The organism is Scandinavium sp. (genome assembly GCF_036271055.1).
GTDB lineage: Bacteria > Pseudomonadota > Gammaproteobacteria > Enterobacterales > Enterobacteriaceae > Scandinavium.
Window position 1 is genome coordinate 53,016 of sequence record NZ_DATBBJ010000100.1, and the last position, 23,189, is coordinate 76,204.

General features: G+C 55.2%; 20 protein-coding genes. 17 read left to right on the forward strand and 3 right to left on the reverse strand.

The annotated features are described in order from the left end of the window. The first annotated feature begins 37 nt into the window (after positions 1–37). Positions 38–1,192: a 3-phenylpropionate MFS transporter gene (locus VH187_RS21285; protein WP_329703432.1), complete on the forward strand. Its 1,155-nt coding sequence runs from the start codon at positions 38–40 to the stop codon at positions 1,190–1,192. Here VH187_RS21285 and csiE read toward each other — a convergent pair. Next, positions 1,168–2,451 (reverse strand): stationary phase inducible protein CsiE, encoded by a 1,284-nt coding sequence (csiE, locus tag VH187_RS21290; RefSeq protein WP_329703433.1) that lies wholly within the window; start codon positions 2,449–2,451, stop codon positions 1,168–1,170. The two genes, VH187_RS21285 and csiE, sit on opposite strands and share 25 nt — an antisense overlap. A gap of 122 nt (positions 2,452–2,573) precedes the next feature. On the opposite strand from csiE, the gene VH187_RS21295 reads away from it, so the two are divergent. Both VH187_RS21295 and VH187_RS21300 read left to right on the forward strand, forming a co-directional pair. Next, positions 2,574–3,212: a DUF1007 family protein gene (locus VH187_RS21295; RefSeq protein WP_329703515.1), complete on the forward strand. Its 639-nt coding sequence runs from the start codon at positions 2,574–2,576 to the stop codon at positions 3,210–3,212. Continuing rightward, positions 3,203–4,183, forward strand: coding sequence for a nickel/cobalt transporter (locus VH187_RS21300; protein ID WP_329703434.1), 981 nt, complete (start codon positions 3,203–3,205; stop codon positions 4,181–4,183). Before VH187_RS21295 ends, VH187_RS21300 begins: the two co-directional genes overlap by 10 nt. Positions 4,184–4,278: 95 nt before the next feature. Here VH187_RS21300 and suhB read toward each other — a convergent pair whose 3' ends face one another. Next, on the reverse strand, positions 4,279–5,085 hold the full coding sequence (suhB, locus tag VH187_RS21305; RefSeq protein WP_329703435.1) for an inositol-1-monophosphatase: 807 nt from the start codon (positions 5,083–5,085) through the stop codon (positions 4,279–4,281). Between the two features lie 119 nt (positions 5,086–5,204). Here suhB and trmJ point away from each other — a divergent pair, with 119 nt between their 5' ends. The 11 genes from trmJ to sseB all read left to right on the forward strand — a co-directional run bounded on the left by trmJ (position 5,205) and on the right by sseB (position 14,108). Then, positions 5,205–5,942: a tRNA (cytosine(32)/uridine(32)-2'-O)-methyltransferase TrmJ gene (trmJ, locus tag VH187_RS21310; RefSeq protein WP_329703436.1), complete on the forward strand. Its 738-nt coding sequence runs from the start codon at positions 5,205–5,207 to the stop codon at positions 5,940–5,942. A 243-nt stretch (positions 5,943–6,185) separates the two neighbouring features. Beyond that, positions 6,186–6,677: a Fe-S cluster assembly transcriptional regulator IscR gene (gene iscR / locus VH187_RS21315; RefSeq protein WP_329703437.1), complete on the forward strand. Its 492-nt coding sequence runs from the start codon at positions 6,186–6,188 to the stop codon at positions 6,675–6,677. 238 nt (positions 6,678–6,915) lie between these two features. Further along, positions 6,916–8,130, forward strand: coding sequence for an IscS subfamily cysteine desulfurase (locus tag VH187_RS21320; protein ID WP_329703438.1), 1,215 nt, complete (start codon positions 6,916–6,918; stop codon positions 8,128–8,130). Positions 8,131–8,155: 25 nt separating this feature from the next. Beyond that, positions 8,156–8,542, forward strand: coding sequence for a Fe-S cluster assembly scaffold IscU (gene iscU / locus VH187_RS21325; RefSeq protein ID WP_015703172.1), 387 nt, complete (start codon positions 8,156–8,158; stop codon positions 8,540–8,542). 15 nt (positions 8,543–8,557) lie between these two features. Then, positions 8,558–8,881: an iron-sulfur cluster assembly protein IscA gene (gene iscA, locus VH187_RS21330; protein WP_329703439.1), complete on the forward strand. Its 324-nt coding sequence runs from the start codon at positions 8,558–8,560 to the stop codon at positions 8,879–8,881. 64 nt (positions 8,882–8,945) lie between these two features. Next, positions 8,946–9,461, forward strand: coding sequence for a co-chaperone HscB (gene hscB / locus VH187_RS21335; protein WP_329703440.1), 516 nt, complete (start codon positions 8,946–8,948; stop codon positions 9,459–9,461). Between the two features lie 19 nt (positions 9,462–9,480). Further along, on the forward strand, positions 9,481–11,331 hold the full coding sequence (gene hscA / locus VH187_RS21340) for a Fe-S protein assembly chaperone HscA (RefSeq protein WP_329703441.1): 1,851 nt from the start codon (positions 9,481–9,483) through the stop codon (positions 11,329–11,331). Position 11,332: 1 nt separating this feature from the next. Next, complete coding sequence (gene fdx, locus VH187_RS21345; protein WP_110508913.1) at positions 11,333–11,668, forward strand: ISC system 2Fe-2S type ferredoxin; 336 nt, start codon at positions 11,333–11,335, stop codon at positions 11,666–11,668. Position 11,669: 1 nt separating this feature from the next. Next, positions 11,670–11,870 carry a Fe-S cluster assembly protein IscX gene (gene iscX, locus VH187_RS21350; RefSeq protein WP_110508915.1) on the forward strand — a complete coding sequence of 67 codons (201 nt, stop codon included), beginning with the start codon at positions 11,670–11,672 and terminating at the stop codon, positions 11,868–11,870. 52 nt (positions 11,871–11,922) lie between these two features. Beyond that, positions 11,923–13,197 (forward strand): aminopeptidase PepB, encoded by a 1,275-nt coding sequence (pepB, locus tag VH187_RS21355; RefSeq protein WP_329703442.1) that lies wholly within the window; start codon positions 11,923–11,925, stop codon positions 13,195–13,197. A gap of 134 nt (positions 13,198–13,331) precedes the next feature. After that, positions 13,332–14,108 (forward strand): enhanced serine sensitivity protein SseB, encoded by a 777-nt coding sequence (gene sseB / locus VH187_RS21360; RefSeq protein ID WP_329703443.1) that lies wholly within the window; start codon positions 13,332–13,334, stop codon positions 14,106–14,108. A gap of 84 nt (positions 14,109–14,192) precedes the next feature. On the opposite strand, the gene sseA is transcribed toward sseB, so the two are convergent. Beyond that, positions 14,193–15,035, reverse strand: coding sequence for a 3-mercaptopyruvate sulfurtransferase (gene sseA, locus VH187_RS21365; RefSeq protein ID WP_329703444.1), 843 nt, complete (start codon positions 15,033–15,035; stop codon positions 14,193–14,195). 176 nt (positions 15,036–15,211) lie between these two features. Between sseA and VH187_RS21370 the strand changes: the two genes are divergently transcribed. The 3 genes from VH187_RS21370 (at position 15,212) to ndk (ending at position 23,088) form a co-directional block, all read left to right on the forward strand. Continuing rightward, positions 15,212–20,167, forward strand: coding sequence for an alpha-2-macroglobulin family protein (locus VH187_RS21370; protein WP_329703445.1), 4,956 nt, complete (start codon positions 15,212–15,214; stop codon positions 20,165–20,167). A 1-nt stretch (position 20,168) separates the two neighbouring features. Next, complete coding sequence (gene pbpC / locus VH187_RS21375; protein WP_329703446.1) at positions 20,169–22,493, forward strand: peptidoglycan glycosyltransferase PbpC; 2,325 nt, start codon at positions 20,169–20,171, stop codon at positions 22,491–22,493. A gap of 163 nt (positions 22,494–22,656) precedes the next feature. Next, complete coding sequence (gene ndk / locus VH187_RS21380) at positions 22,657–23,088, forward strand: nucleoside-diphosphate kinase (protein WP_125354190.1); 432 nt, start codon at positions 22,657–22,659, stop codon at positions 23,086–23,088. Positions 23,089–23,189 lie beyond the last annotated feature (101 nt).

The following is a 23,189-nucleotide window of genomic DNA, read 5'->3' on the forward strand; positions in this document are numbered from 1 at the left end:
TTGTCGCCAGACTAGCGCCACCATTTGGGAGGGAATCATGGTCTTGCATTCCACGCGCTGGCTGGCGCTCAGTTATTTCACCTACTTCTTTAGCTACGGCATCTTTCTACCTTTCTGGAGCGTATGGCTCGCAGGCACAGGGCTGACCCCGGAAACCATCGGCGTGCTGCTTGGCGCGGGATTAGTGGCTCGTTTCCTCGGCAGCCTGCTGATTGCCCCACGCGTCAGCGACCCGTCACGCTTAATCAGCGCTTTACGTATTCTCGCTCTGTTAACGCTGCTGTTTGTGCTCGCTTTCTGGGCTGGAACAAAAGTGGCCTGGCTGATGGCGATGATGGTCGGCTTCAACCTGTTCTTCTCACCGCTGGTGCCGCTCACCGATGCGCTGGCGAATACCTGGCAAAAACAAATCACAATGGATTATGGTCGGGTGCGTTTGTGGGGCTCGATTGCCTTTGTGATTGGTTCGGCGCTCACCGGTAAACTGGTAAGCCTGTTCGACTATCGCGCTATTCTGGTGCTGCTGAGCATCGGGATTGCGTCGATGCTGCTTGGGATGCTGATTAAGCCGTCGGTGATGCCGCAAGGGGAAACGCGTCATCAAGAGGGGGCGGGTTGGCCTGCATGGCGATCGATGGTGGCACAAAGCTGGCGTTTTCTGGCGTGTGTTTGTCTGCTGCAAGGTGCGCATGCGGCCTATTACGGTTTCAGTGCGATTTACTGGCAGGAAGCGGGATATTCCGCCTCATCAGTGGGCTATCTGTGGTCGCTGGGTGTCGTCGCCGAAGTGGTGATCTTTGCGGTCAGCAAGAAAGTGTTCAGTCGATTCAGCGCGCGTGATTTGCTGCTGCTATCCGGCATTTGTGGGCTGCTGCGTTGGGGCATTATGGGCTGGACCACCGAACTGCCGTGGCTTATCTTGGCGCAAATCCTGCACTGCGGCACCTTCACCGTTTGTCACCTGGCGGCGATGCGTTATATCTCTGCGCGTCAGGGCAGCGAAGTGATCCGCTTGCAGGCGGTCTATTCTGCCGTCGCGATGGGCGGCAGTATTGCGATCATGACCGTCTTCGCCGGGTTCCTTTATCAGCATCTGCACCAGGGCGTGTTCTGGGTGATGGCGCTGGTGGCATTGCCTGCGTTGTTTGTCAGGCCGAAGGTCACGCCTCAGCCAGGGGCTTCCAGCATCTGACAAATGTGCTGTCGCTGCCGCTCGCTGAGCGGTTCCCCGGCGTGGATCAGCGGTGGGGAAAACAGCGGCAGCGCAAGAGAATAAGGCGTGACAATCAGCGCCACGCCTTTCGCTGCCCCTTCTTTCTGGAAGGCTTGCAGCGTCTGATATTTGATATTCAGCGGCAGCAATGTCAGTTCTCGCAGCTGCTGTTCAATTTCCTGCTCCAGCTGCGGATTGTCTCCGGTTAACAGCACCACCTGTTTTTCCTGCAAATCGCTTTCCTGCATCAGCCATGCGCCAAAAATGACTGCAATCAATCCCATTTCTTCGTCAGAAATACGCAATCCGTAGTGTGTTTCAAACTCCGTCAGCGCCTGCTGTGTGGTGCGCATCAGGCGCGGATAAAGCCGCTGAACTTCTTCCGGCAGACTGTTATCAATCCCGACACCGTACAGGCAACGATTAATCGCCTGTGCCAGATGGACGTACAGCTGGTCGCGTAGCCCACGGCGATCGCTGAATTGTCGGCCTGAAAGCTGCTGGAAGCGGTCGATCAACTGGTTAATGCTGCGATAGAGCCGCACTTCTTGCGTGTGATGGTCGCGTTTCGGGTCCGGTACTTTCAGCATCATAAACAGCAGTGCCAGAAAAAGATGCTCATCCGGATGGGCGTCTTTCAACGTGCGGCGTTGCCAGTGACGGGCAATTTCTGCCGCGACCTGATATTCGGCGCTGGCCTTCGCCCATTTACGCTGCCCGCTGCTAAACTCCGGCGCTTGCTGTGGATGTTGCTGTAACAGGCAATATTGCAGATAGAGTCCGAGAAACGCGACATCGCGACTGTCAAACTGGCGCTGGAGGTTTTGCCCGCAGCGATTGACCAGCGCTCGCAGATTGGTATCGTCGTACAGAATTCGCGAGATGCCCGATTGTTTAAGCTGAGTTTTGAGCGATGGGGTAAACTGCCCGTTGATAAACCCCGGGCAAAGTCGTAAAGCACGGCGCAGCCAATGAATCAGGCATAAGCGCTGGTCTAGTGTGGTGCCTTCAATCCGGTAGCTGCCGTCTGCAAGCGTCACGATGTTCAGTCGGTGATAGCGCTGGATGACGTGACGAATGTCGGCGATATCCTGACGAGCCACAGCATCATCAACGCTGTTCACTCGCGCAATCGCCTCCGGCGTCACGGACTGCCCTGGCAGATACAGCATCAGCAGGATCTGGCAGCGGCGCTGTGGACTGGAAAGCACAGATGGCGGTTCGAGCACGGTCATCATCTGTCAGGTTCCAGTAAGGTTTATGATAAGAATAGTTAAAGGATGGCGGTGTGAAAGCCAGCCGGGACGCCTTTGCGCAAGTATTGCGGGAGTCGGTCACAGAATTTTTCGCTGAGGATGCGATGACGAGAGTGAAACAGAGCACAGTTCTGGTGGTTGGCGCGCTTTTATCGTGGCAAGTTGCCGCGCACCCGCACAGTTTTATCAGTATGCAAAGCCAGTTGGTGGCGAAAGAAGGCCAACTGACCGCCATTAACATGCGCTGGACAATGGATGAAATCACCTCTGCGGATTTGCTGTATGACGCGGGGAACGCCAAACCGGGTGACGAAGTGTGGAAGCGTCTGGCGGCGGAAGTGATGGCGAATGTGCTCGGGCAGCACTATTTCACCGAATTCTGGCACGGCAAGCAGAAGGTGAAATTTGAAAATCGCCCAACGGCATACGCCCTTTCCCGCGATGGGCATAAAGCTGTGCTGACGTTTACGCTACCGTTAGCGGCACCGCAGCCGCTTGCCGGGCAGAGCTATCAGTTTTCTACTTTTGATCCGACTTATTTTGTCGACATGCATTATGACAAAGACGCTTACGTTTCCCTGCCTGCCGATGCGCCAAAAGGCTGTAAGCTCAATGTGCACACGCCTAAACCCAATGAAGATTTGACCACCTACGCGCTGTCACTCGATAAAGCCGATGCGCCGCCCGAGGATATGGATTTAGGCAAACAATTCGCTCAACAGGTGACGCTGACATGTCCGTGATCTCCCCCGTAACGGCGCGTTCTCGCCATTGGTTACAGCTGTGGCCGCTGGCGCTGTTTCTTGTTTTTGCGCTTTCAGGCGGCGTTTGGCTGTGGCATGCCTGGCCGCAGGTGCTGCTGAAAAGCATTATCTGGCAGCGAGATCTGAATCAGCAATTGAGCGGCCTGTTGCAGGCAGTGGCAGCTAATCCGACCCAAGCGGGCGGTTCGCTGTTGGCGTTCAGTTTTATCTACGGCGTGCTGCACGCGCTAGGGCCAGGTCATGGCAAAGTGGTGATTACCACCTGGCTTGCAACGCATCCGTCGAAACTCAAATCAAGCATTGCTCTGACGCTGGCGGCTTCATTGTTGCAGGGACTGGTGGCGATAGGGCTGGTCGTTATTGTATTGACGCTATTGGCCTTACCCGCCCGTTCGCTACATCTCAGTAGCTTCTGGCTGGAAAAGGGCAGTTATGCGCTGGTCGGTATGCTGGGGTTGTTACTGTGCTGGCGGGCGCTGAAAAAAATGCGGCAGATTTTACGCAAACCGAAATTTACTGCCTTTACGCCGCACCATGAACATCATGCAAACTGCGGCTGCGGGCATCAACATCTGCCCGATCCGAAGCAAATGGAAAGCGGCAACGACTGGCGCGCCCGGCTGGTGATTGTACTGTCGATGGGCATGCGACCCTGTTCCGGGGCCATTATGGTGTTGTTGTTCAGTAAAGTGGTGGGTGTGTTCAGTTGGGGTGTGGTGTCAGCGCTGGCAATGGCAGCAGGAACCTCAATCACTATTTCTTCGCTGGCGTTGCTGGTTCACAGTTTTCGTCAACTGGCGGTGCGTTTGAGTGGAAATCGAGCGCCGGTCATGTGGCGACAGATTGGCTGGACGACATTAGCGTTTGCCGGTGGTGCAGTGTTAGTTATTGCCGCTGTAGTGATGTGGCTCAGTGCGGTGCCGGTAGGGCGGGGATTACGGCCTTTTTAATATTGCCGGATGGCGGCACGAATTTTATTGTAGGCTGGGTAAGCGTAGCGCCACCCGGCAATGCCCGGCACGAATACCGGGCACTCGATCTAAACTTAACGCTTCAGCGCTTCGCTCAGTTCGTCACGCATGTTCGCCAGCATCGCTTTCACGACGCGTGGGTTACCTGCCACGATGTTACCGGTGGTCAAGTAGTTGTGACCGCCAGTGAAATCGCAAACCAGTGCGCCCGCTTCACGAGCAATCAGTTCACCCGCAGCGAAATCCCACGGCTTAAGGCCCAGTTCGAAGTAACCATCAACGCGACCGGCCGCTACGTAGCAAAGATCCAGTGCAGCAGAACCCATGCGACGGAAGTCAGCACATTCGGTGAACAGTTTACCCAGAATATTCATATAAGCCGGAGCGTGTTGCTTCGCTTTGAACGGGAAGCCCGTTGCCAGAATAGTGCCATCCAGGTCGCGAGCGGTGGTGCCGCGCAGACGGAAACCGTTCAGCTGTGCGCCCTGACCACGGGTCGCGGTGAACAGTTCGTTACGCATTGGATCGTAAACCACAGCCACTTCAGTACGGCCTTTGATGCGTACGGCGATGGAAACAGAGAAATGAGGAAGACGTTTAACGAAGTTGGTGGTGCCATCCAGTGGATCGATAACCCATTGAACATCCTGATCTTCGCCTGCTAATTCGCCGGATTCTTCGGCGATGATGGTGTGCTGCGGGTAAGATTTGCGGATCGTTTCGATAATCATCGCTTCAGCGGCTTTATCGACGTTAGTCACGAAATCATTGCTGCCTTTCTGGCTGGTTTCTACGGAATCTGGCATTTCGTAGTGCTTGGCAATTACATTACCCGCCTTGCGCGCTGCGCGCACGGCGATGGTCAACATAGGATGTTGCATCGGTCACTCTCACTGGATGTTAAAGAACGGGAAAAACGGCGCATATCATAGCAGTGAATTCGGATCCTGTCTTCGCTTTATGATAATATGGGTGAATAATCTTTAGCCGAAGACTCATAATGCTGCAAAATATCCGAATCGTACTGGTAGAAACGTCTCACACTGGCAACATGGGCTCCGTGGCCCGCGCGATGAAAACCATGGGGTTAACCAACCTGTGGCTGGTCAATCCGCTGGTGAAACCTGACTCTCAGGCCATTGCTCTGGCGGCCGGTGCCAGCGACGTCATTGGTAACGCGCACATCGTCGATACCCTGGACGACGCGCTCGCCGGTTGTAGCCTTGTGGTGGGCACAAGCGCACGTTCTCGTACGCTGCCGTGGCCGATGCTCGACCCGCGTGAGTGCGGGCTGAAAAGCATTGGCGAAGCCGCTCAGGCGCCTGTTGCTCTGGTGTTTGGTCGCGAACGTGTGGGCCTGACCAACGACGAACTGCAAAAATGTCACTATCACGTAGCGATCGCGGCGAACCCGGATTACAGCTCGCTGAACCTGGCGATGGCTGTGCAGGTGATTGCCTATGAAGTGCGTATGGCATGGCTTGCGGCGCAGGAAAAAGAGCAGCCAGCGGAAGTGAATGAAGACGATGTCGCTTACCCATTGGTCGATGACCTGGAACGTTTCTACGGTCATCTTGAGCAAACGTTGCTGTCGACAGGCTTTATTCGCGCCAGTCATCCCGGCCAGGTGATGAATAAACTGCGTCGTCTGTTTACCCGCGCACGTCCAGAAAGCCAGGAACTGAATATCCTGCGCGGGATGCTGGCATCGATTGAGCAAAAGAATAAAGAGCAGTAAAACGGCATTGCCGGCGGCGCATCGCTTACAGGACCGACAAAACCGTAGGCCCGTGCAAGCGAAGCGCCGCCTGGCGATAAACCGCGAAAAAGCCAGAACGCACGTAACGTTAAATACCTGACTAAAACAGTCGGGTAAATAGTTGACTGTTTTAGTCGGGAATGTCAGACTTGCCCCCTGCTATGCGATATCACCATTTTAATAACAACCCCGGGCAGGGGCGAGTTTGAGGTTAAGTAAGACATGAGACTGACATCTAAAGGGCGTTATGCCGTGACCGCGATGCTGGACGTTGCGCTCAACTCCGAATCGGGTCCGGTTCCGTTGGCTGATATTTCTGAACGTCAGGGGATTTCACTTTCCTACCTGGAACAGCTGTTCTCCCGTCTGCGTAAGAATGGACTGGTGTCCAGCGTACGTGGCCCGGGCGGCGGTTATCTGCTGGGTAAAGAAGCCGGTAGCATTGCGGTGGGTGAAGTGATAAGCGCCGTTGACGAATCTGTAGACGCCACTCGTTGTCAGGGCAAAGGCGGCTGTCAGGGTGGCGATAAATGCCTGACTCACGCACTGTGGCGTGATCTGAGCGATCGTCTGACCGGTTTCCTGAATAACATCACCCTGGGTGAACTGGTGAATAACCAGGAAGTGCTCGACGTGTCTGACCGTCAGCACACAAACGAATCCCAACGTAGTACCCGCGGACAAGACGCTATCGACGTCAAACTGCGCGCATAATTTATCCGTCATATTTCGCGCTGCAACTGCGTTGGCCGCACTTGCTCGCCCCAGTCACTTACTTGATGTAAGCTCCTGGGGATTCTCAAGTTTGCCGCCTTGCTGCAACACGAACTATTTAGGGTAAAAATAACAAGATTTCAGAATCAGGCCGGGGCATTAAGCCCCGTCAACACGGTCGTACATCCAGCCGGTTGCCTGGTTCATTGCATTGAGTGATGTACGGAGTTTAAGAGCAATGAAATTACCGATTTATCTCGACTACTCCGCAACCACGCCTGTGGACCCGCGTGTTGCCGAGAAAATGATGCAGTGTCTGACCCTGGACGGAAACTTTGGTAACCCAGCTTCCCGTTCACACCGTTTTGGCTGGCATGCTGAAGAGGCGGTTGATATCGCCCGTAATCAGATTGCAGAGCTTGTCGGCGCTGACCCACGCGAAATCGTCTTTACTTCTGGTGCTACTGAATCCGACAACCTGGCCATTAAAGGTGCGGCAAACTTCTATCAGAAGAAAGGCAAGCACATCATCACCAGCAAAACCGAGCACAAAGCGGTTCTCGACACTTGTCGTCAGCTGGAGCGTGAAGGGTTTGAAGTGACTTACCTCGCCCCGCAGCGCAACGGTATTATCGACCTGAAAGAACTCGAAGCGGCGATGCGTGCTGACACCATCCTCGTTTCCATCATGCACGTGAACAACGAAATCGGCGTGGTGCAGGACATCGCAACCATCGGTGAGTTGTGCCGCGAGCGTGGCATTATCTATCACGTTGACGCCACCCAGAGCGTGGGCAAGCTGCCTATCGATCTGAGCCAACTGAAAGTGGATCTGATGTCCTTCTCCGGCCATAAAATTTACGGCCCGAAAGGTATCGGTGCGCTGTACGTGCGTCGTAAACCACGTATTCGTATTGAAGCGCAGATGCATGGCGGCGGTCACGAGCGCGGCATGCGTTCGGGTACTCTGCCAGTCCACCAGATTGTGGGCATGGGTGAAGCTTACCGTATCGCCAAAGAAGAGATGGAAACCGAGATGGCACGCATGCGTACCCTGCGTAACCGTCTGTGGGAAGGCGTGAAAGATATGGAAGAGGTGTACCTGAACGGTGACCTCGAGCAGGGCGCGCCAAACATTCTCAACGTCAGCTTTAACTACGTTGAAGGCGAATCGCTGATCATGGCCCTGAAAGACCTGGCCGTGTCTTCCGGCTCTGCCTGTACATCTGCAAGCCTTGAGCCATCCTACGTGCTGCGCGCACTGGGCATGACTGACGAGCTGGCACACAGCTCCATCCGTTTCTCTTTAGGTCGTTTTACTACCGAAGAAGAGATCGACTACACCATCGCGCTGGTACAGAAATCCATCGGTCGTCTGCGTGAACTCTCCCCACTGTGGGACATGTTCAAACAGGGCGTGGATATCAACAGCATCGAATGGTCGCATCACTAATCGGATTTAATAAGGAGAATTCATCATGGCTTACAGCGAAAAAGTTATCGATCATTACGAGAATCCACGCAACGTCGGTTCGTTTGACAACAGCGACGACAGCGTTGGCAGCGGCATGGTCGGTGCACCAGCCTGCGGCGACGTGATGAAGTTGCAGATTAAAGTCAACAATGAAGGTATCATTGAAGACGCGCGCTTCAAGACCTACGGCTGCGGTTCTGCTATCGCGTCCAGCTCGCTCGTGACCGAGTGGGTGAAGGGGAAATCCCTGGACGAAGCACAGGCTATCAAGAACACCGATATCGCCGAAGAACTCGAACTGCCACCAGTGAAAATTCACTGTTCTATCCTGGCAGAAGACGCGATCAAAGCCGCCATTGCGGACTACAAAAGCAAACGTGAAGCAAAATAAGAATTGAGGTCTGGTATGTCGATTACCCTTAGCGACAGCGCTGCCGCGCGAGTAAGTTCCTTCCTGTCCAACCGTGGTAAAGGCTTCGGTTTGCGTCTGGGCGTACGAACTTCCGGTTGCTCTGGCATGGCCTACGTGCTGGAATTTGTCGACGAACCAAACGCCGAAGACACGGTATTTGAAGACAAAGGCGTGAAGGTTGTGGTCGATGGCAAAAGCCTGCAGTTCCTCAACGGCACCGAGCTGGACTTCGTCAAAGAAGGCCTCAACGAAGGGTTTAAATTCACCAACCCGAACGTTAAAGACGAGTGCGGTTGCGGCGAAAGCTTCCACGTTTAATCACGCGTAAGATAACCCCACGGTGGCTCAGCTGCCTGTGGGGTTTGCTTTTTCAGAGATAGCTATGGACTACTTCACTCTCTTTGGCTTGCCTGCCTCTTATCACCTCGATAGTCAGCAGCTCGTCACGCGCTTTCAGGATTTACAGCGCCAGTTCCATCCGGACAAATTCGCCAGTCACTCTTCGGCCGACCAGCTCGCTGCGGTGCAGCAATCCGCAACCATTAATCAGGCCTGGCAAACGCTGCGTAATCCGCTGACTCGCGCGGAATACCTGCTTTCCCTGCACGGTTTTGATCTTGCCAGCGAACAGCACACGGTGCGCGATACGGCGTTTTTGATGGAACAACTGGAGCTGCGCGAAGAGCTTGATGAGATTGACCGCGCCAAAGACAGCAGTTGTCTGGAAGCCTTCATGAAGCGGGTGAAAGGGATGTTCGACACGCGCCATCAGCAGATGGTGGCGGAACTCGATAATGAAACGTGGGACGCGGCGGCAGATACCGTGCGTAAACTGCGTTTTCTCGATAAACTGCGCAGCTCAGCAGAACAACTCGAAGAAAAGCTGCTCGATTTTTGATTCTGGAAGCGTAATTACTATGGCCTTATTACAAATCAGTGAGCCTGGCCTGAGTGCCGCGCCGCACCAGCGTCGTCTGGCGGCGGGCATCGACTTAGGCACCACCAATTCTCTGGTCGCGACCGTGCGTAGCGGTCAGGCCGAAACGCTGGCCGATCATCAAGGCCGTCATCTGCTGCCGTCTGTGGTTCATTACCAGGCGCAGGGGCATGAAGTGGGTTATGACGCGCGCACTAACGCCACGCTGGATCCGGTCAATACCATCAGTTCCGTGAAACGTCTGATGGGCCGTTCGCTTGCCGATGTGCAGGCGCGTTACCCGCATTTGCCTTATCAGTTACAGGCCAGTGAAAACGGTCTGCCCATGTTGGCGACTAACGCCGGTCTGCTGAACCCGATTCGTATCTCCGCGGATATCCTCAAAGCCCTGGCGACCCGCGCACGCGAAGCGCTGGAAGGTGAGCTTGATGGCGTGGTGATCACCGTTCCGGCTTATTTTGACGATGCACAGCGTCAGGGCACCAAAGACGCCGCGCGTCTGGCGGGCCTGCACGTGCTGCGTTTGCTGAATGAGCCAACGGCAGCGGCTATCGCTTACGGCCTCGATTCTGGTCAGGAAGGCGTGATTGCGGTTTACGATCTCGGCGGCGGGACTTTTGATATTTCCATTCTGCGCCTGAGTCGTGGGGTGTTTGAAGTGTTGGCGACGGGCGGCGATTCCGCGCTCGGCGGTGACGACTTCGACCACCTGTTGGCCGATTTTATCCGTGAACAAGCGGGTATCAGCGATCGCAGCGACAACCGCGTACAGCGTGAATTGTTAGACGCGGCCATCGCTGCCAAAATTGCGCTTAGCGATGCCGACAGCGTTCACGTTGATGTCGCTGGCTGGCAGGGTGACATCACTCGCGAGCAGTTCAACGAGCTGATTTCAGCGCTGGTGAAACGTACCTTGCTGGCTTGCCGTCGTGCGTTGAAAGATGCGGGCGTTGAGTCAGAAGAAGTCAAAGACGTGGTGATGGTGGGCGGGTCAACCCGTGTGCCATTGGTGCGCGAACGCGTGGGCGAATTCTTTGGTCGCACGCCGCTGACCTCCATCGACCCTGACAAAGTGGTCGCCATTGGCGCTGCGATTCAGGCCGACATTCTGGTTGGTAACAAGCCAGACAGCGAAATGCTGCTGCTCGATGTCATTCCGTTGTCGCTCGGTCTTGAGACCATGGGCGGCCTGGTGGAGAAAGTTATTCCGCGTAACACCACCATTCCGGTGGCGTGCGCGCAGGAGTTCACCACCTTCAAAGATGGTCAGACCGCGATGTCCATCCACGTGATGCAGGGCGAACGCGAACTGGTGCAGGACTGCCGTTCTCTGGCGCGTTTCGCGCTGCGTGGGATCCCGTCGATGCCAGCAGGCGGGGCGCATATTCGCGTGACATTCCAGGTCGATGCCGACGGTCTGTTGAGCGTTACGGCGATGGAAAAATCAACCGGCGTGGAATCCTCTATTCAGGTGAAACCATCCTATGGTCTGAGCGATAACGAAATCGCTTCGATGATCAAAGACTCGATGAGTTTCGCCGAACACGACGTACAAGCGCGTATGCTCGCCGAGCAAAAAGTGGAAGCTGCACGTGTGCTGGAAAGCCTGCACGGTGCGCTGGCTGCCGATGCCGCGCTGTTGAGCAATGAAGAACGTATTGCGATTGACGACGGTATGTCTGCTCTGCAGAGTGCCGCCGCAGGCAGTGATGCCGACGCCATAAAAGAAGCCATTAAAAATATCGACACACAAACCCAGGAATTTGCCGCACGCCGTATGGATCAATCGGTCCGTAAAGCGCTGAAAGGCCAGTCCGTGGACGAGGTTTAATATGCCAAAGATTGTTTTTCTGCCACATCAGGATCTCTGTCCGGATGGCGCAGTTCTGGAAGCGAAGAGCGGTGAAACCATTCTTGACGTTGCGCTGCGCAACGGCATCGAGATTGAACACGCCTGTGAAAAATCCTGTGCTTGCACCACTTGCCACTGCGTCGTGCGCGAAGGCTTCGATTCTCTGCCGGAAAGCACAGAAGACGAAGACGATATGCTGGACAAAGCCTGGGGTCTGGAGCCGGAAAGCCGTTTAAGCTGTCAGGCACGCGTTACCGACGAAGACTTAGTCGTCGAGATGCCGCGCTACACCATCAACCACGCACGCGAGCATTGATATGGCGCTGAAATGGACCGACAGCCGTGAAATCGGCGAAGCTTTGTACGATGCGTACCCGGATACCGATCCGAAAACCGTCCGCTTCACAGATATGCATCAGTGGATTTGCGCGCTGGAAGATTTTGAGGATGATCCCAACGCATCCAATGAAAAAATTCTCGAGGCGATTCTGTTAGTCTGGTTAGACGAAGCAGAATAGTTTACCTGACGGGCTGCCTCTGGCGGCCCGTTTGCTCAATAAGGATAAAACAATGACCGAAGCGATGAAGATTACGCTGTCGACTCAGCCTGCCGATGCGCGCTGGGGCGAGAAAGCCGCTTATAGCATTAACAACGACGGCATTACCCTGCACCTGAACGGCAAAGACGATTTGGGTCTTATCCAGCGCGCCGCACGCAAAATCGACGGCATGGGCATCAAACATGTCGCGCTGGCGGGTGAGGGCTGGGATACCGACCGTAGCTGGTCTTTCTGGGCTGGTTACAAAGGGCCAAAAGGCAGCCGTAACGTCGAATGGGCAAGCGAAGATGATGAACTGAAAAATCGTCTGGCGATCATCGACTGGGTGCGCGACACCATCAATGCTTCAGCCGAAGAATTAGGCCCTGAGCAGTTGGCTGCGCGTGCGGTCGATCTGCTGTGTCGCTTTGGCTGCGACAACGTGCATTACCGCATCACCAAAGGCGAAGATCTGCGCGAGCAGAATTACATGGGGATCCATACCGTAGGCCGTGGCTCTGAACGCCCGCCGGTATTGCTGGCGCTGGATTACAACCCGACCGGTGACGCCAATGCCCCAGTGTTCGCCTGTCTCGTCGGCAAAGGGATCACCTTCGATTCCGGCGGTTACAGCATCAAACAGAGCGCGTTCATGGATTCCATGAAGTCCGACATGGGCGGCGCGGCGCTGGTAACCGGTGCACTGGCGTTTGCTATCACTCGTGGTCTGAACAAGCGCGTGAAGCTGTATCTGTGCTGCGCGGACAATATGGTGAGCGGCAATGCGTTCAAACTGGGCGATATCATTCGCTATCGCAACGGCAAAAACGTTGAGGTGATGAACACCGACGCCGAGGGCCGTCTGGTATTGGCTGATGGTCTGATCGACGCCTGTGCGCAAAAACCAGAGCTGATTATCGATGCGGCAACACTGACCGGCGCGGCGAAAACGGCGCTGGGGAATGATTATCACGCGCTGTTTAGCTTCGATGACAAACTGGCCGCGCGCCTGCTGGCGAGTGCGAGTGCTGAGAACGAACCCTTCTGGCGTCTGCCACTGGCGGAATTCCACCGCAGTCAACTGCCGTCGAACTTTGCCGAACTGAACAACACGTCCAACGCCTCTTTCCCGGCGGGGGCCAGCACGGCGGCAGGTTTCCTGTCTCACTTCGTGGAAAATTATCACGAAGGCTGGCTGCACATTGACTGCTCCGCGACCTACCGCAAATCAGCGGTAGATCAGTGGGCAGCCGGTGCGACAGGTCTTGGTGTGCGGACCATTGCGAATCTGTTGACCGCTGAGTAATTGTCTTGCCGGGTGGCGCTACGCTTACCCGGCCTACAAAGCCCGTAGGTGCGCAAATGCGGCGCCGCTGGCCAACAAAGCCCGTAGGCCCGTGCAAGCGCAGTGCCGCCGGGCGATTTTGATGTAGCGAAATTATGTCTGAACAAAAAAACGAATTAGAAACTTTACTGGAACAGGCAGCGACTGAACCCGCTCATCGTCCGGCTTTCTTCCGCGCACTGCTTGAATCCACCGTTTGGGTGCCAGGCACGGCGGCGGAAGGCGAGCAGGTGGTTGACGGCAGCGCTGTTGATTTGCAGCACTGGGAAAAAGATGACGGCACGTCAGTTGTTCCGTTCTTCACTTCCCTGGAAGCCTTGCAACAGGCGGTGGAAGACGAACAGGCTTTCGTCGTCATGCCAGTGCGTACGTTATTTGAAATGACACTGGGCGAGACTCTGTTCCTCAACGCTAAACTGCCGACCGGGAAAGAGTTCACGCCACGTGAAATCAAACATTTGATCGGCGAAGAAGGCAATCCGCTGAGCACGCAAACGGTGCTGGAAGGCGGTGCGTCCCTGCTGCTGTCTGAAGTTACAGAGCCGCCAGCGCAGATGATTGACTCGTTGACCACGTTGTTCAAGACGCTCAAAACCGTCAGACGCGCGTTTGTATGCTCGATTAAAGAGCATGCTGATGAGCAGCCGAACCTGCTGATTGGTATTGAAGCCGAAGGGGATATCGAGGTGATTATTCAGGCGGCGGGCAGTGTTGCCACCGACACCTTGCCGGGCGATGAGCCGATTGATATTTGCCAGGTAGTCGAAGGCGAGAAGGGCATCAGTCACTTTATGTTGGCGCACATCACACCATTCTACGAAAAACGCTGGGGCAGCTTCCTGCGCGACTTTAAGCAGAATCGAATTATTTAATGGCGTGCCCGGCGGCGCTACGCTTACGAGACCTACATTTTGAACTGTAGGCCCGTGCCAGCGCAGCGCCGCCGGGCAAAGATGTTAAGCAGGCTCAATCGGTAAATCAGACCGCGCGCCCCATTCACTCCATGAACCGTCATACAGCGTCACATCAGGCGCATTCAACGTGGCGAGTGCCAAAACGACAACCGCAGCCGTTACCCCTGAGCCACAGCTGGCGATGATTGGGGCTGCGATATCTACGCCCTGACGCTTAAAAATCGCTTCCAGCTCATCGGTGGTTTTCAGCTCGCCGTTAATCACTAAATCACCCCACGGCACATTTCGTGCACCCGGAATATGTCCACGTTTCAGGCCTGGACGCGGTTCATCCGCTTCGGCACGAAAACGAGGCGCCGGACGCGCATCGACAATCTGAGCATTGCCTTCGTGGCTGGCAAGCAACACGTCGGTCAGGCGCTTGACGTTATGCGCCGCAAACGTCACTTCAAAATCGCCTTCTGGGCGTTTGACTCCGCCGGTTTCCAGCAGTAATTCATCACGCTGCCAGCCCGCTAAACCGCCTGCCAGAATCGACACATTCTCCACGCCAAACGTGCGCAGCATCCACCATGCGCGTGGGGCGGAGAAAAGATTTCCCTCGTCATACACCACCAGATGTTTTTCACTATCAATCCCCAACTCACGCATGGCGACAGCGAAAGCCTCCGGGCGCGGCATCATGTGGGGAAGAGGGCTGGTGTGATCGGATAACGCTTCGATATCAAAAAAGACCGCACCCGGCAGATGTCCGGCGCGATATTCTGCGCTGAGATCGCGGTGCTCTTGTCCCGGCGGCGCCATGCGCGCGTCGATAATCTGAATTTGCGGATCATTGATGTGTTCTGCCAGCCAGTCGGCGGCAACAAAATAAGAGGTGGTCATGGCGCTCTCCATTTACTCTGTATTTTTCGATTGTCGGCTGTTTTACCGTTAGCGACAAGAGGTCTGATTTCATAATTGCTTCAAATAACCGGATTTATATGCTGTTGGTAAAACCGCTAATTAAGCATAATACTGTGTTGGTAAAATTTGAGGCTATCAGGGCCAGGGGTTAATGGATGAAACCGTATCGTTTGGCGGCGTTGTCATTTGCGCTACTTACTGCACTTTCGCTGGTGGGCTGCGACAATAACGACAAAGCGCAGACTGTGAAACCCACCGCTTCTGTGGCCGATAAACCGGCGAAACCTGCTCCGGCAGCCCCTGATGCCGCCACGCTTGATAAGTTGGCAGCGCAAAGCAAGGGCAAAGCGCTGACGCTGATCGATGCCTCGGAAGTGCAGCTCGATGGCGCTGCGACGCTGGTGCTGACTTTCTCCATTCCGCTTAACCCCGCTCAGGATTTCTCCAGCCGTGTACACCTTGTCGATAAAAAAACCGGCAAAGTGGATGGCGCCTGGGAACTGGCACCTAATCTGAAAGAATTGCGGATGCGCCATCTCGAGCCTAAACGCAATCTGGTGCTCACCGTTGATCCGGATCTGGTCGCGGTGAATAAAGCCAACTTCGATAAAACCTATGAACAGGCTATCGCCACCCGTGATGTGGCCCCAAGTGTGGGCTTCGCCAGCCGTGGTTCGCTGCTGCCGGGTAAAGTCGTCGCTGGTTTGCCGGTGATGGCGCTGAACGTTAATAACGTTGACGTGAATTTCTTCCGTATTAAACCTGAATCTCTGGCGTCATTTGTCAGTCAATGGGAATACCGCAGCTCGCTCAGCAACTGGGAATCCGATGAACTGCTGAAAATGGCAGATCTGGTGTACACCGGGCGCTTCGACCTCAATCCAGAACGGAATACCCGCGAAAAGCTACTGTTGCCACTGAGTGATATCAAACCGTTACAGCAGGCGGGCGTGTACGTCGCGGTGATGAATCAGGCGGGCCACTATACCTACAGTAATGCGGCAACACTCTTTACGCTGAGCGATATTGGCGTTTCAGCGCACCGTTATCATAACCGCCTCGATGTATTCACTCAGAGTCTCGAAAATGGTTCAGCACAAAGTGGCATTGATGTTCAGTTGCTGAATGACAAAGGCCAGACGTTGGCTCAGGCCAATAGCGATGCCAAAGGCCATGTCTCTTTACAGACAGATAAAGAGGCCGCGTTGCTGCTTGCCCGCAAAGATGGGCAAACCACACTGCTGGACCTCAAACTTCCGGCGCTCGATCTAGCCGAATTTGATATTGCAGGTGCGCCGGGTTACAGCAAACAATTCTTCATGTTTGGCCCTCGCGACCTTTATCGTCCGGGTGAAACGGTGATTGTGAATGGCCTGCTGCGTGACAGCGATGGCAAGCCGCTGCCCGATCAACCCGTTAAACTGGAAGTGGTTCAGCCGGACGGGCAAGTCGTTCGTACCGTCATGAGCAAAGCTGTGAATGGTCTGTATCAGTTCAACTGGGCGCTGGATGCCAGCGCAGCAACCGGCATGTGGCATGTCCGTGCCAGCGCGGGTGATAATCAGAAACGTGAGTGGGATTTCCAGGTTGAAGATTTTATGCCAGAACGCATGGCGCTGAATCTGACACCTGCAAAAGCACCGATTGCGCCGGATCAAGACGCGAGTTTTGGCGTGACGGGTTATTACTTATATGGCGCACCGGCCAATGGTAACGCGTTGCAGGGCAAATTGTTCTTACGCCCACTGCGTGAAGCGGTAACGGCGCTGCCGGGCTTTGAATTTGGCGATATCGCTGAAGAGAATCTCTCGCGCACGCTCGACGAAGTACAGATCAAACTTGATGGTCAGGGTCGCGGTGAGGTGAAAACCCAAAGTCAGTGGCAGGAAAGCCACTCACCGTTGCAAGTGATTCTGCAGGCGAGCCTGCTGGAATCTGGCGGTCGTCCGGTGACGCGCCGCGCAGAACAGGCTGTCTGGCCTGCTAATATTTTACCGGGCATCCGTCCGGAATTTACCAGCAAAGCCGTGTATGACTACCGCACTGACACCACCACTAATCAGCCGATGGTGGATGAAAACAGCAATGCCGGATTCGATATCGTTTATGCCAATGCGCAGGGCGAGAAAAAAGCCGTTTCTGGGTTGCAGGTGCGTCTTATCCGCGAACGTCGGGATTATTCGTGGAACTGGTCTGACAGTGAAGGCTGGCAGTCACAGTACGATCAAAAGGATCTGGTGGAAGGCGAACAGTCGCTGGATCTGAAAGCCGATGAAACCGGCAAAGTCAGCTTCCCGGTTGACTGGGGTTCCTATCGTCTGGAAGTGAAAGCCCCGGATGAGACCGTCAGCAGTGTGCGTTTTTGGGCCGGTTACAGCTGGCAGGATAACAGTGACGGTACGGGTGCAGCGCGTCCAGATCGTGTCACTATGAAGCTCGATAAACCGTCTTATAAGCCAGGCGACACCATCAAGTTGCACCTCTCCGCCCCGGCGGCAGGTAAAGGCTACGCGATGGTGGAATCCAGCGAAGGTCCGCTGTGGTGGCAGGAAATTGATGTGCCTGCGGAAGGCATGGACCTGTCAATTCCGGTCGATCAGAAATGGAATCGCCACGATCTTTACCTCAGTACACTGGTGATTCGCCCTGGCGATAAATCAAAATCCGCCACGCCGAAGCGCGCGGTGGGGCTGCTACATTTACCGCTTGGCGATGAAAACCGTCGTCTGAATCTGGCGCTTGAAACGCCGCAAAAAATGCGTCCGAATCAGCCGCTGACCGTCAAAATCAAAGCCAGCACCAAAGATGGTGTGTTACCTAAACAAGTGAACGTGCTGGTGTCTGCTGTGGATAGCGGCGTGCTCAATATCACCGACTACACTACGCCCGATCCGTGGAATGCCTTCTTTGGACAGAAGCGTTACGGCGCGGATATCTATGACATTTACGGTCAGGTGATTGAAGGCCAGGGACGTCTGGCGAGCCTGCGTTTTGGTGGTGATGGCGACGAGCTAAAACGTGGCGGCAAACCGCCAGTGAATCACGTGACGATTGTTGCTCAACAGGCGCAACCGGTCACACTGGATGACAAAGGCGAAGGTACTGTCACATTGCCGATTGGTGATTTTAATGGGGAACTGCGGGTGATGGCGCAAGCCTGGAACGCCGATGATTTCGGCAGCAGCGACAGCAAAGTCGTGGTTGCCGCACCGGTTATCGCCGAGCTGAACACGCCACGCTTCCTGGCGAGTGGTGACAGCAGTCGCTTGACGCTGGACATCACCAACCTGACCGATAAACAGCAAACGCTGAATGTGCAACTGGCTGCCAGTGGTTTGTTGCAGTTACAAGGCTCACAGCCGCAGCCTATCAACCTTGAGCCGGGTGCGCGGATGACGCTGTTTATCCCGGTTAGCGCGCAGGATGGCTTTGGTGACGGAACTGTGCAGGCCACCGTCAGCGGTTTGACACTGCCGGGTGAAACGTTCACGCCGCTGCAAAAAGAGTGGAAGATTGGCGTACGTCCGGCCTTCCCGGCGCAAACCGTTAACTCCGGGATTGCGTTACAGCCAGGTGAAAGCTGGACGCCTCCGGCTTCTCATCTTCAAGGATTTATCCCCGAAACGCTGCAAAGCCAGTTGCTGTTCAGTGGTAAACCGCCGTTGAATCTGGGGCGCTATATCCGTGAACTGAAAGCCTACCCTTACGGGTGTCTGGAACAAACCGCCAGCGGCCTGTTCCCGCAGCTTTATACCAATGCTGAGCAGTTAAAAGCGTTAGGCATTGCTGGCGATAGCGACGAAAAACGCCGTGCCGCCGTGGATATCGGTATTGCACGTCTGCTGCAAATGCAGCGTGACGATGGCGGCTTTGCGCTTTGGGATAAAGAAGGGGCCGAAGAATATTGGCTTAGCGCCTATGTTATGGACTTCCTGACCCGCGCAAGCGAGCAAGGTTACAGCGTTCCGGCCGATGCCATTACTCGCGGTAATAACCGCTTGTTGCGTTATTTGCAGGAGCCGGGGCTGATGACCATTCGCTATACCGATGATAGCCAGACTAGCCGCTTTGCCGTGCAGTCCTATGCTGCATTGGTTCTTGCGCGTCAGCAGAAGGCACCGCTGGGTGCGCTGCGTGAAATCTGGGAGCGCCATGCGCAGGCGAAAGCAGGCTTGCCGTTGTTGCAACTAGGTGTGGCCCTGAAAGCGATGGGCGATGCTGCGCGCGGTGATGAGGCGATTGCGCTGGCGCAGAACACGCCGCGTCAGGATAAAAACAGCTGGATGGCAGATTACGGCAGCGAGCTTCGTGACAATGCACTGATGCTGAGCCTGCTGGAAGAAAACAAACTGCTTCCAGACGTGCAGAATACGTTGCTGAATACACTTTCGCAGCAAGCATTCGGCGAGCGCTGGCTGTCAACGCAGGAAATGAATGCATTGTTCCTGGCCGCAAAAGGTTTGCAAGATTTGCCGGGCAACTGGCAGGCAGAAACGTCGTTGCAGGCGGAGCCGCTGAGCGGCGATAAAGCGCAGTCTCGAAATGTAGATGCTGATCAACTGGCTACGCTCAGCGTGAAAAACACTGGCACAGAGCCGATGTGGCTGCGTCTCGACAGCAGTGGCTATCCGCAATATGCACCTGATCCTGCCAGTAATGTGCTGCAAATTGAACGTCAGTTCCTTGGGACCGACGGCCAACTGAAATCACTCTCTTCGCTGCGCAGTGGCGATCTGGTGTTGGTGCATTTGCAAATTAAAGCCAACCAGAATGTGCCTGATGCGCTGGTGGTTGATTTGTTACCTGCAGGTCTGGAGCTGGAAAACCAGAACCTGGCGAACAGCAGTGCCAGTCTGCAAGACAACGCAGGCGAGGTTCAGAACCTGCTCAATCAAATGCAGCAGGCCGATATTCAGCATATTGAATTCCGCGACGATCGCTTTGTTGCGGCAGTTGCGGTCAATCAAGGCCAGCCGGTGACTCTGGTGTATCTTGCACGCGCCGTTACGCCAGGCACGTATGCTGTACCTGTTTCACAGGTGGAATCGATGTATGTGCCGCAATGGCGCGCCACCGGTACTGCCGATGGGCCGCTGATTATCGTTCCGTAAGATGACATTTACGCGTCTCAAAAAATCCCGCTGGCTGAGGCTAGCGGGATTTCTCATTTTTATCTGGCTGGCGGCACTGATCGCCGATCGCCTCTGGCCGTTACCGCTTAATGAAGTTGCGCCTGCCCGTGTGGTCGTTGCCGAAGACGGGACGCCGCTTTGGCGTTTTGCCGATACCGAAGGTATCTGGCGCTATCCAGTGACGATCGATGACGTTTCCCCTCGCTACCTACAAGCGCTGATCCAGTATGAGGATCGCTGGTTCTGGGATCATCCCGGTGTGAATCCGCTGTCGGTGTTGCGCGCCGCATGGCAGGATCTCACTGCCGGGCGGATCATTTCTGGCGGCAGTACCTTGACGATGCAGGTCGCGCGCCTGCTCGATCCGCATTCTCGTACCTTCGGGGGCAAGGTTCGCCAACTGTGGCGGGCGATCCAACTGGAATGGCATCTCGATAAACGCCAGATCCTGACGTTGTACCTGAATCGCGCCCCGTTTGGTGGCACGCTGCAAGGCATTGGCGCGGCGAGCTGGGCTTATCTTGGCAAACCGCCACAACAACTGAGCTATTCAGAAGCCGCTCTTTTGGCCGTGCTGCCACAGGCGCCGAGCCGTCTGCGACCGGACCGCTGGCCTGAGCGTGCGCAGGCCGCTCGCGACAAAGTATTGGAGCGAATGCTGACGCAAGGCGTGTGGTCGAAACAGGTTGTGAAAGAAGCCCGACAGGAACCGGTATGGCTTTTCCCGCGACAAATGCCGCAGTTAGCCCCGCTGTTCTCCCGTCGTGTTTTGGCGAGCAGTCGCAGTGAAAAAGTGGTCACTACGCTGGACGCTTCTTTACAGCGTCAGCTTGAAGAGCTGGCATTGAACTGGAAATCACGTCTGCCGCCGCGCAGTTCGTTGGCAATGATTGTCGTCGATCACACCAATATGAAAGTGCGCGGCTGGGTTGGGTCGGTGGATATCAGTGACGACAGCCGCTTTGGTCATGTTGACATGGTGAGCGCGGTGCGTTCGCCAGGGTCGGTGCTTAAGCCCTTTATTTACGGGCTGGCAATGGATGACGGGCTGATCCATCCCGCCTCTCTGCTTCAGGACGTGCCGCGCCGTTTTAGCGATTATCGCCCGGGTAATTTCGACAGCGGTTTCCATGGCCCCGTCAGTATGAGCGATGCTCTGGTTCGATCATTGAATCTTCCGGCGGTACAGGTGCTGGAAGCCTACGGGCCGAAACAGTTTGCCGCGCGTTTGCGTAATGCCGGATTGCCGCTGATCCTGCCTAACGGCGCAGAACCGAATTTGTCGCTGATCCTGGGTGGTGCTGGGGCGCGACTGGCGGATATTACCGCTGCGTATAGCGCATTCGCCCGTCATGGGCAGGCAGGGCGCTTACGCTTGTTGCCAGGTGATCCTTTGATCGAACGGCCACTTTTGTCGCCAGGATCGGCATGGATTATTCGTCGGATCCTCGCGGGCGAAGATCAACCTCTGCCAGACGGTTCGCTACCCGCAGTCGTGCCGCTGGCGTGGAAAACCGGAACCAGTTACGGGTATCGTGATGCATGGGCTATCGGCATTAATGCCCGTTATGTGATTGGGATCTGGACAGGTCGTCCGGACGGCACCCCTGTAGTCGGGCAATTTGGTTTTATCAGCGCAATCCCGTTACTGAATCAGGTCAGCAATATGCTGCTCTCCCGCGCCGCGTCGGCGAAAAGCGGGCTACCTTCTGACCCACGGCCCGCATCAGTGAGTTCAGGTACAATCTGCTGGCCAGGCGGTCAGTCTTTACCAGAGGGTGACAGTAACTGTCGCCGTCGCTTATCAAGCTGGCTGCTCGACAACAGTCAACCGCCTACACTGTTGCTGCCGGGGCAGGACGGTTTACGTGGGATCCGTTTCCCGGTATGGCTGGATGCGCAGGGGCAACGCGTCGCCGCAGATTGTCCTGGTGCGAAACAAACCACGCTTGATGTCTGGCCGCTGCCGCTAGAGCCGTGGTTGCCCGCAGGTGAACGCCGGGCTGCCCGTCTGCCTGCTGCATCCAAAACTTGTCCGCCATTACACCAACAGGATCTTATTCCATTGACCCTCTCCGGAGTGCGTGATGGGGCGATCATCAAACGTCTGCCGGGTGAAAAGCAGGTGGCGCTGGCGCTACAAACTTACGGTGGGGAAGGACGACGCTGGTGGTTTATCAATGGCGAACCGACCGAAAACACTGGCCCTAACGTGACATTGAATCTGAATAAAGCCGGGGACTATCAACTGGTGGTGATGGATGAGGCCGGACAAGTTGTGGCATTAAGTTTTACTCTGCAATAGGTACACTTTCAGTCACTTAGTCAGGTGTGTTGCTAATAATCATCTTATTTTAACAAAATGTTACCTTCATCCATATGCAGAGTCTTTATTGCTCACTATAATGCGCGCCAGGTCATACACCCCGTATGCACGCACAACAACAGAATATCGATTAGAGGTTATCATGACTATTGAACGTACTTTTTCCATCATCAAGCCGAACGCGGTGGCAAAAAACGTTATTGGCAACATCTTTGCGCGCTTTGAAGCTGCAGGGTTCAAGATTGTCGGTACTAAAATGCTGCACCTGACCGTTGAGCAAGCTCGCGGTTTCTACGCTGAACACGACGGCAAACCTTTCTTCGACGGTCTGGTTGAGTTCATGACCTCCGGCCCAATCGTTGTTTCCGTACTGGAAAGCGAAAATGCAGTACAGCGTCACCGTGACCTGATGGGCGCAACTAACCCGGCAAACGCGCTGGCTGGCACTCTGCGTGCTGACTACGCTGACAGCTTCACCGAAAACGGCACCCACGGTTCCGATTCCGTTGAATCCGCTCAGCGTGAAATCGCTTACTTCTTCGCAGAAGGCGAAGTGTGCGCGCGTACCCGTTAATCGGGGATTACACTTTATTTTGCTGATGCCGCGTGCAGACGTGGCATCCGTGCACCAAAATTTGTACAATGCAACGCCCCCGGACGAGCAGACTGCTCACC

Excerpts from the sequence above, each read along its gene's own strand:
- pbpC (WP_329703446.1), top strand. The coding sequence starts at position 20,169 with ATGACATTTACGCGTCTCAAAAAATCCCGCTGGCTGAGGCTAGCGGGA.
- hscB (WP_329703440.1), top strand. The coding sequence starts at position 8,946 with ATGGACTACTTCACTCTCTTTGGCTTGCCTGCCTCTTATCACCTCGAT.
- VH187_RS21370 (WP_329703445.1), top strand. The coding sequence starts at position 15,212 with ATGAAACCGTATCGTTTGGCGGCGTTGTCATTTGCGCTACTTACTGCA.
- iscR (WP_329703437.1), top strand. The coding sequence starts at position 6,186 with ATGAGACTGACATCTAAAGGGCGTTATGCCGTGACCGCGATGCTGGAC.
- VH187_RS21300 (WP_329703434.1), top strand. The coding sequence starts at position 3,203 with ATGTCCGTGATCTCCCCCGTAACGGCGCGTTCTCGCCATTGGTTACAG.
- hscA (WP_329703441.1), top strand. The coding sequence starts at position 9,481 with ATGGCCTTATTACAAATCAGTGAGCCTGGCCTGAGTGCCGCGCCGCAC.
- sseB (WP_329703443.1), top strand. The coding sequence starts at position 13,332 with ATGTCTGAACAAAAAAACGAATTAGAAACTTTACTGGAACAGGCAGCG.
- suhB (WP_329703435.1), bottom strand. The coding sequence starts at position 5,085 with ATGCAACATCCTATGTTGACCATCGCCGTGCGCGCAGCGCGCAAGGCG.
- ndk (WP_125354190.1), top strand. The coding sequence starts at position 22,657 with ATGACTATTGAACGTACTTTTTCCATCATCAAGCCGAACGCGGTGGCA.
- pepB (WP_329703442.1), top strand. The coding sequence starts at position 11,923 with ATGACCGAAGCGATGAAGATTACGCTGTCGACTCAGCCTGCCGATGCG.
- VH187_RS21295 (WP_329703515.1), top strand. The coding sequence starts at position 2,574 with ATGACGAGAGTGAAACAGAGCACAGTTCTGGTGGTTGGCGCGCTTTTA.
- fdx (WP_110508913.1), top strand. The coding sequence starts at position 11,333 with ATGCCAAAGATTGTTTTTCTGCCACATCAGGATCTCTGTCCGGATGGC.
- VH187_RS21285 (WP_329703432.1), top strand. The coding sequence starts at position 38 with ATGGTCTTGCATTCCACGCGCTGGCTGGCGCTCAGTTATTTCACCTAC.
- sseA (WP_329703444.1), bottom strand. The coding sequence starts at position 15,035 with ATGACCACCTCTTATTTTGTTGCCGCCGACTGGCTGGCAGAACACATC.
- csiE (WP_329703433.1), bottom strand. The coding sequence starts at position 2,451 with ATGATGACCGTGCTCGAACCGCCATCTGTGCTTTCCAGTCCACAGCGC.
- iscX (WP_110508915.1), top strand. The coding sequence starts at position 11,670 with ATGGCGCTGAAATGGACCGACAGCCGTGAAATCGGCGAAGCTTTGTAC.
- VH187_RS21320 (WP_329703438.1), top strand. The coding sequence starts at position 6,916 with ATGAAATTACCGATTTATCTCGACTACTCCGCAACCACGCCTGTGGAC.
- iscA (WP_329703439.1), top strand. The coding sequence starts at position 8,558 with ATGTCGATTACCCTTAGCGACAGCGCTGCCGCGCGAGTAAGTTCCTTC.
- trmJ (WP_329703436.1), top strand. The coding sequence starts at position 5,205 with ATGCTGCAAAATATCCGAATCGTACTGGTAGAAACGTCTCACACTGGC.
- iscU (WP_015703172.1), top strand. The coding sequence starts at position 8,156 with ATGGCTTACAGCGAAAAAGTTATCGATCATTACGAGAATCCACGCAAC.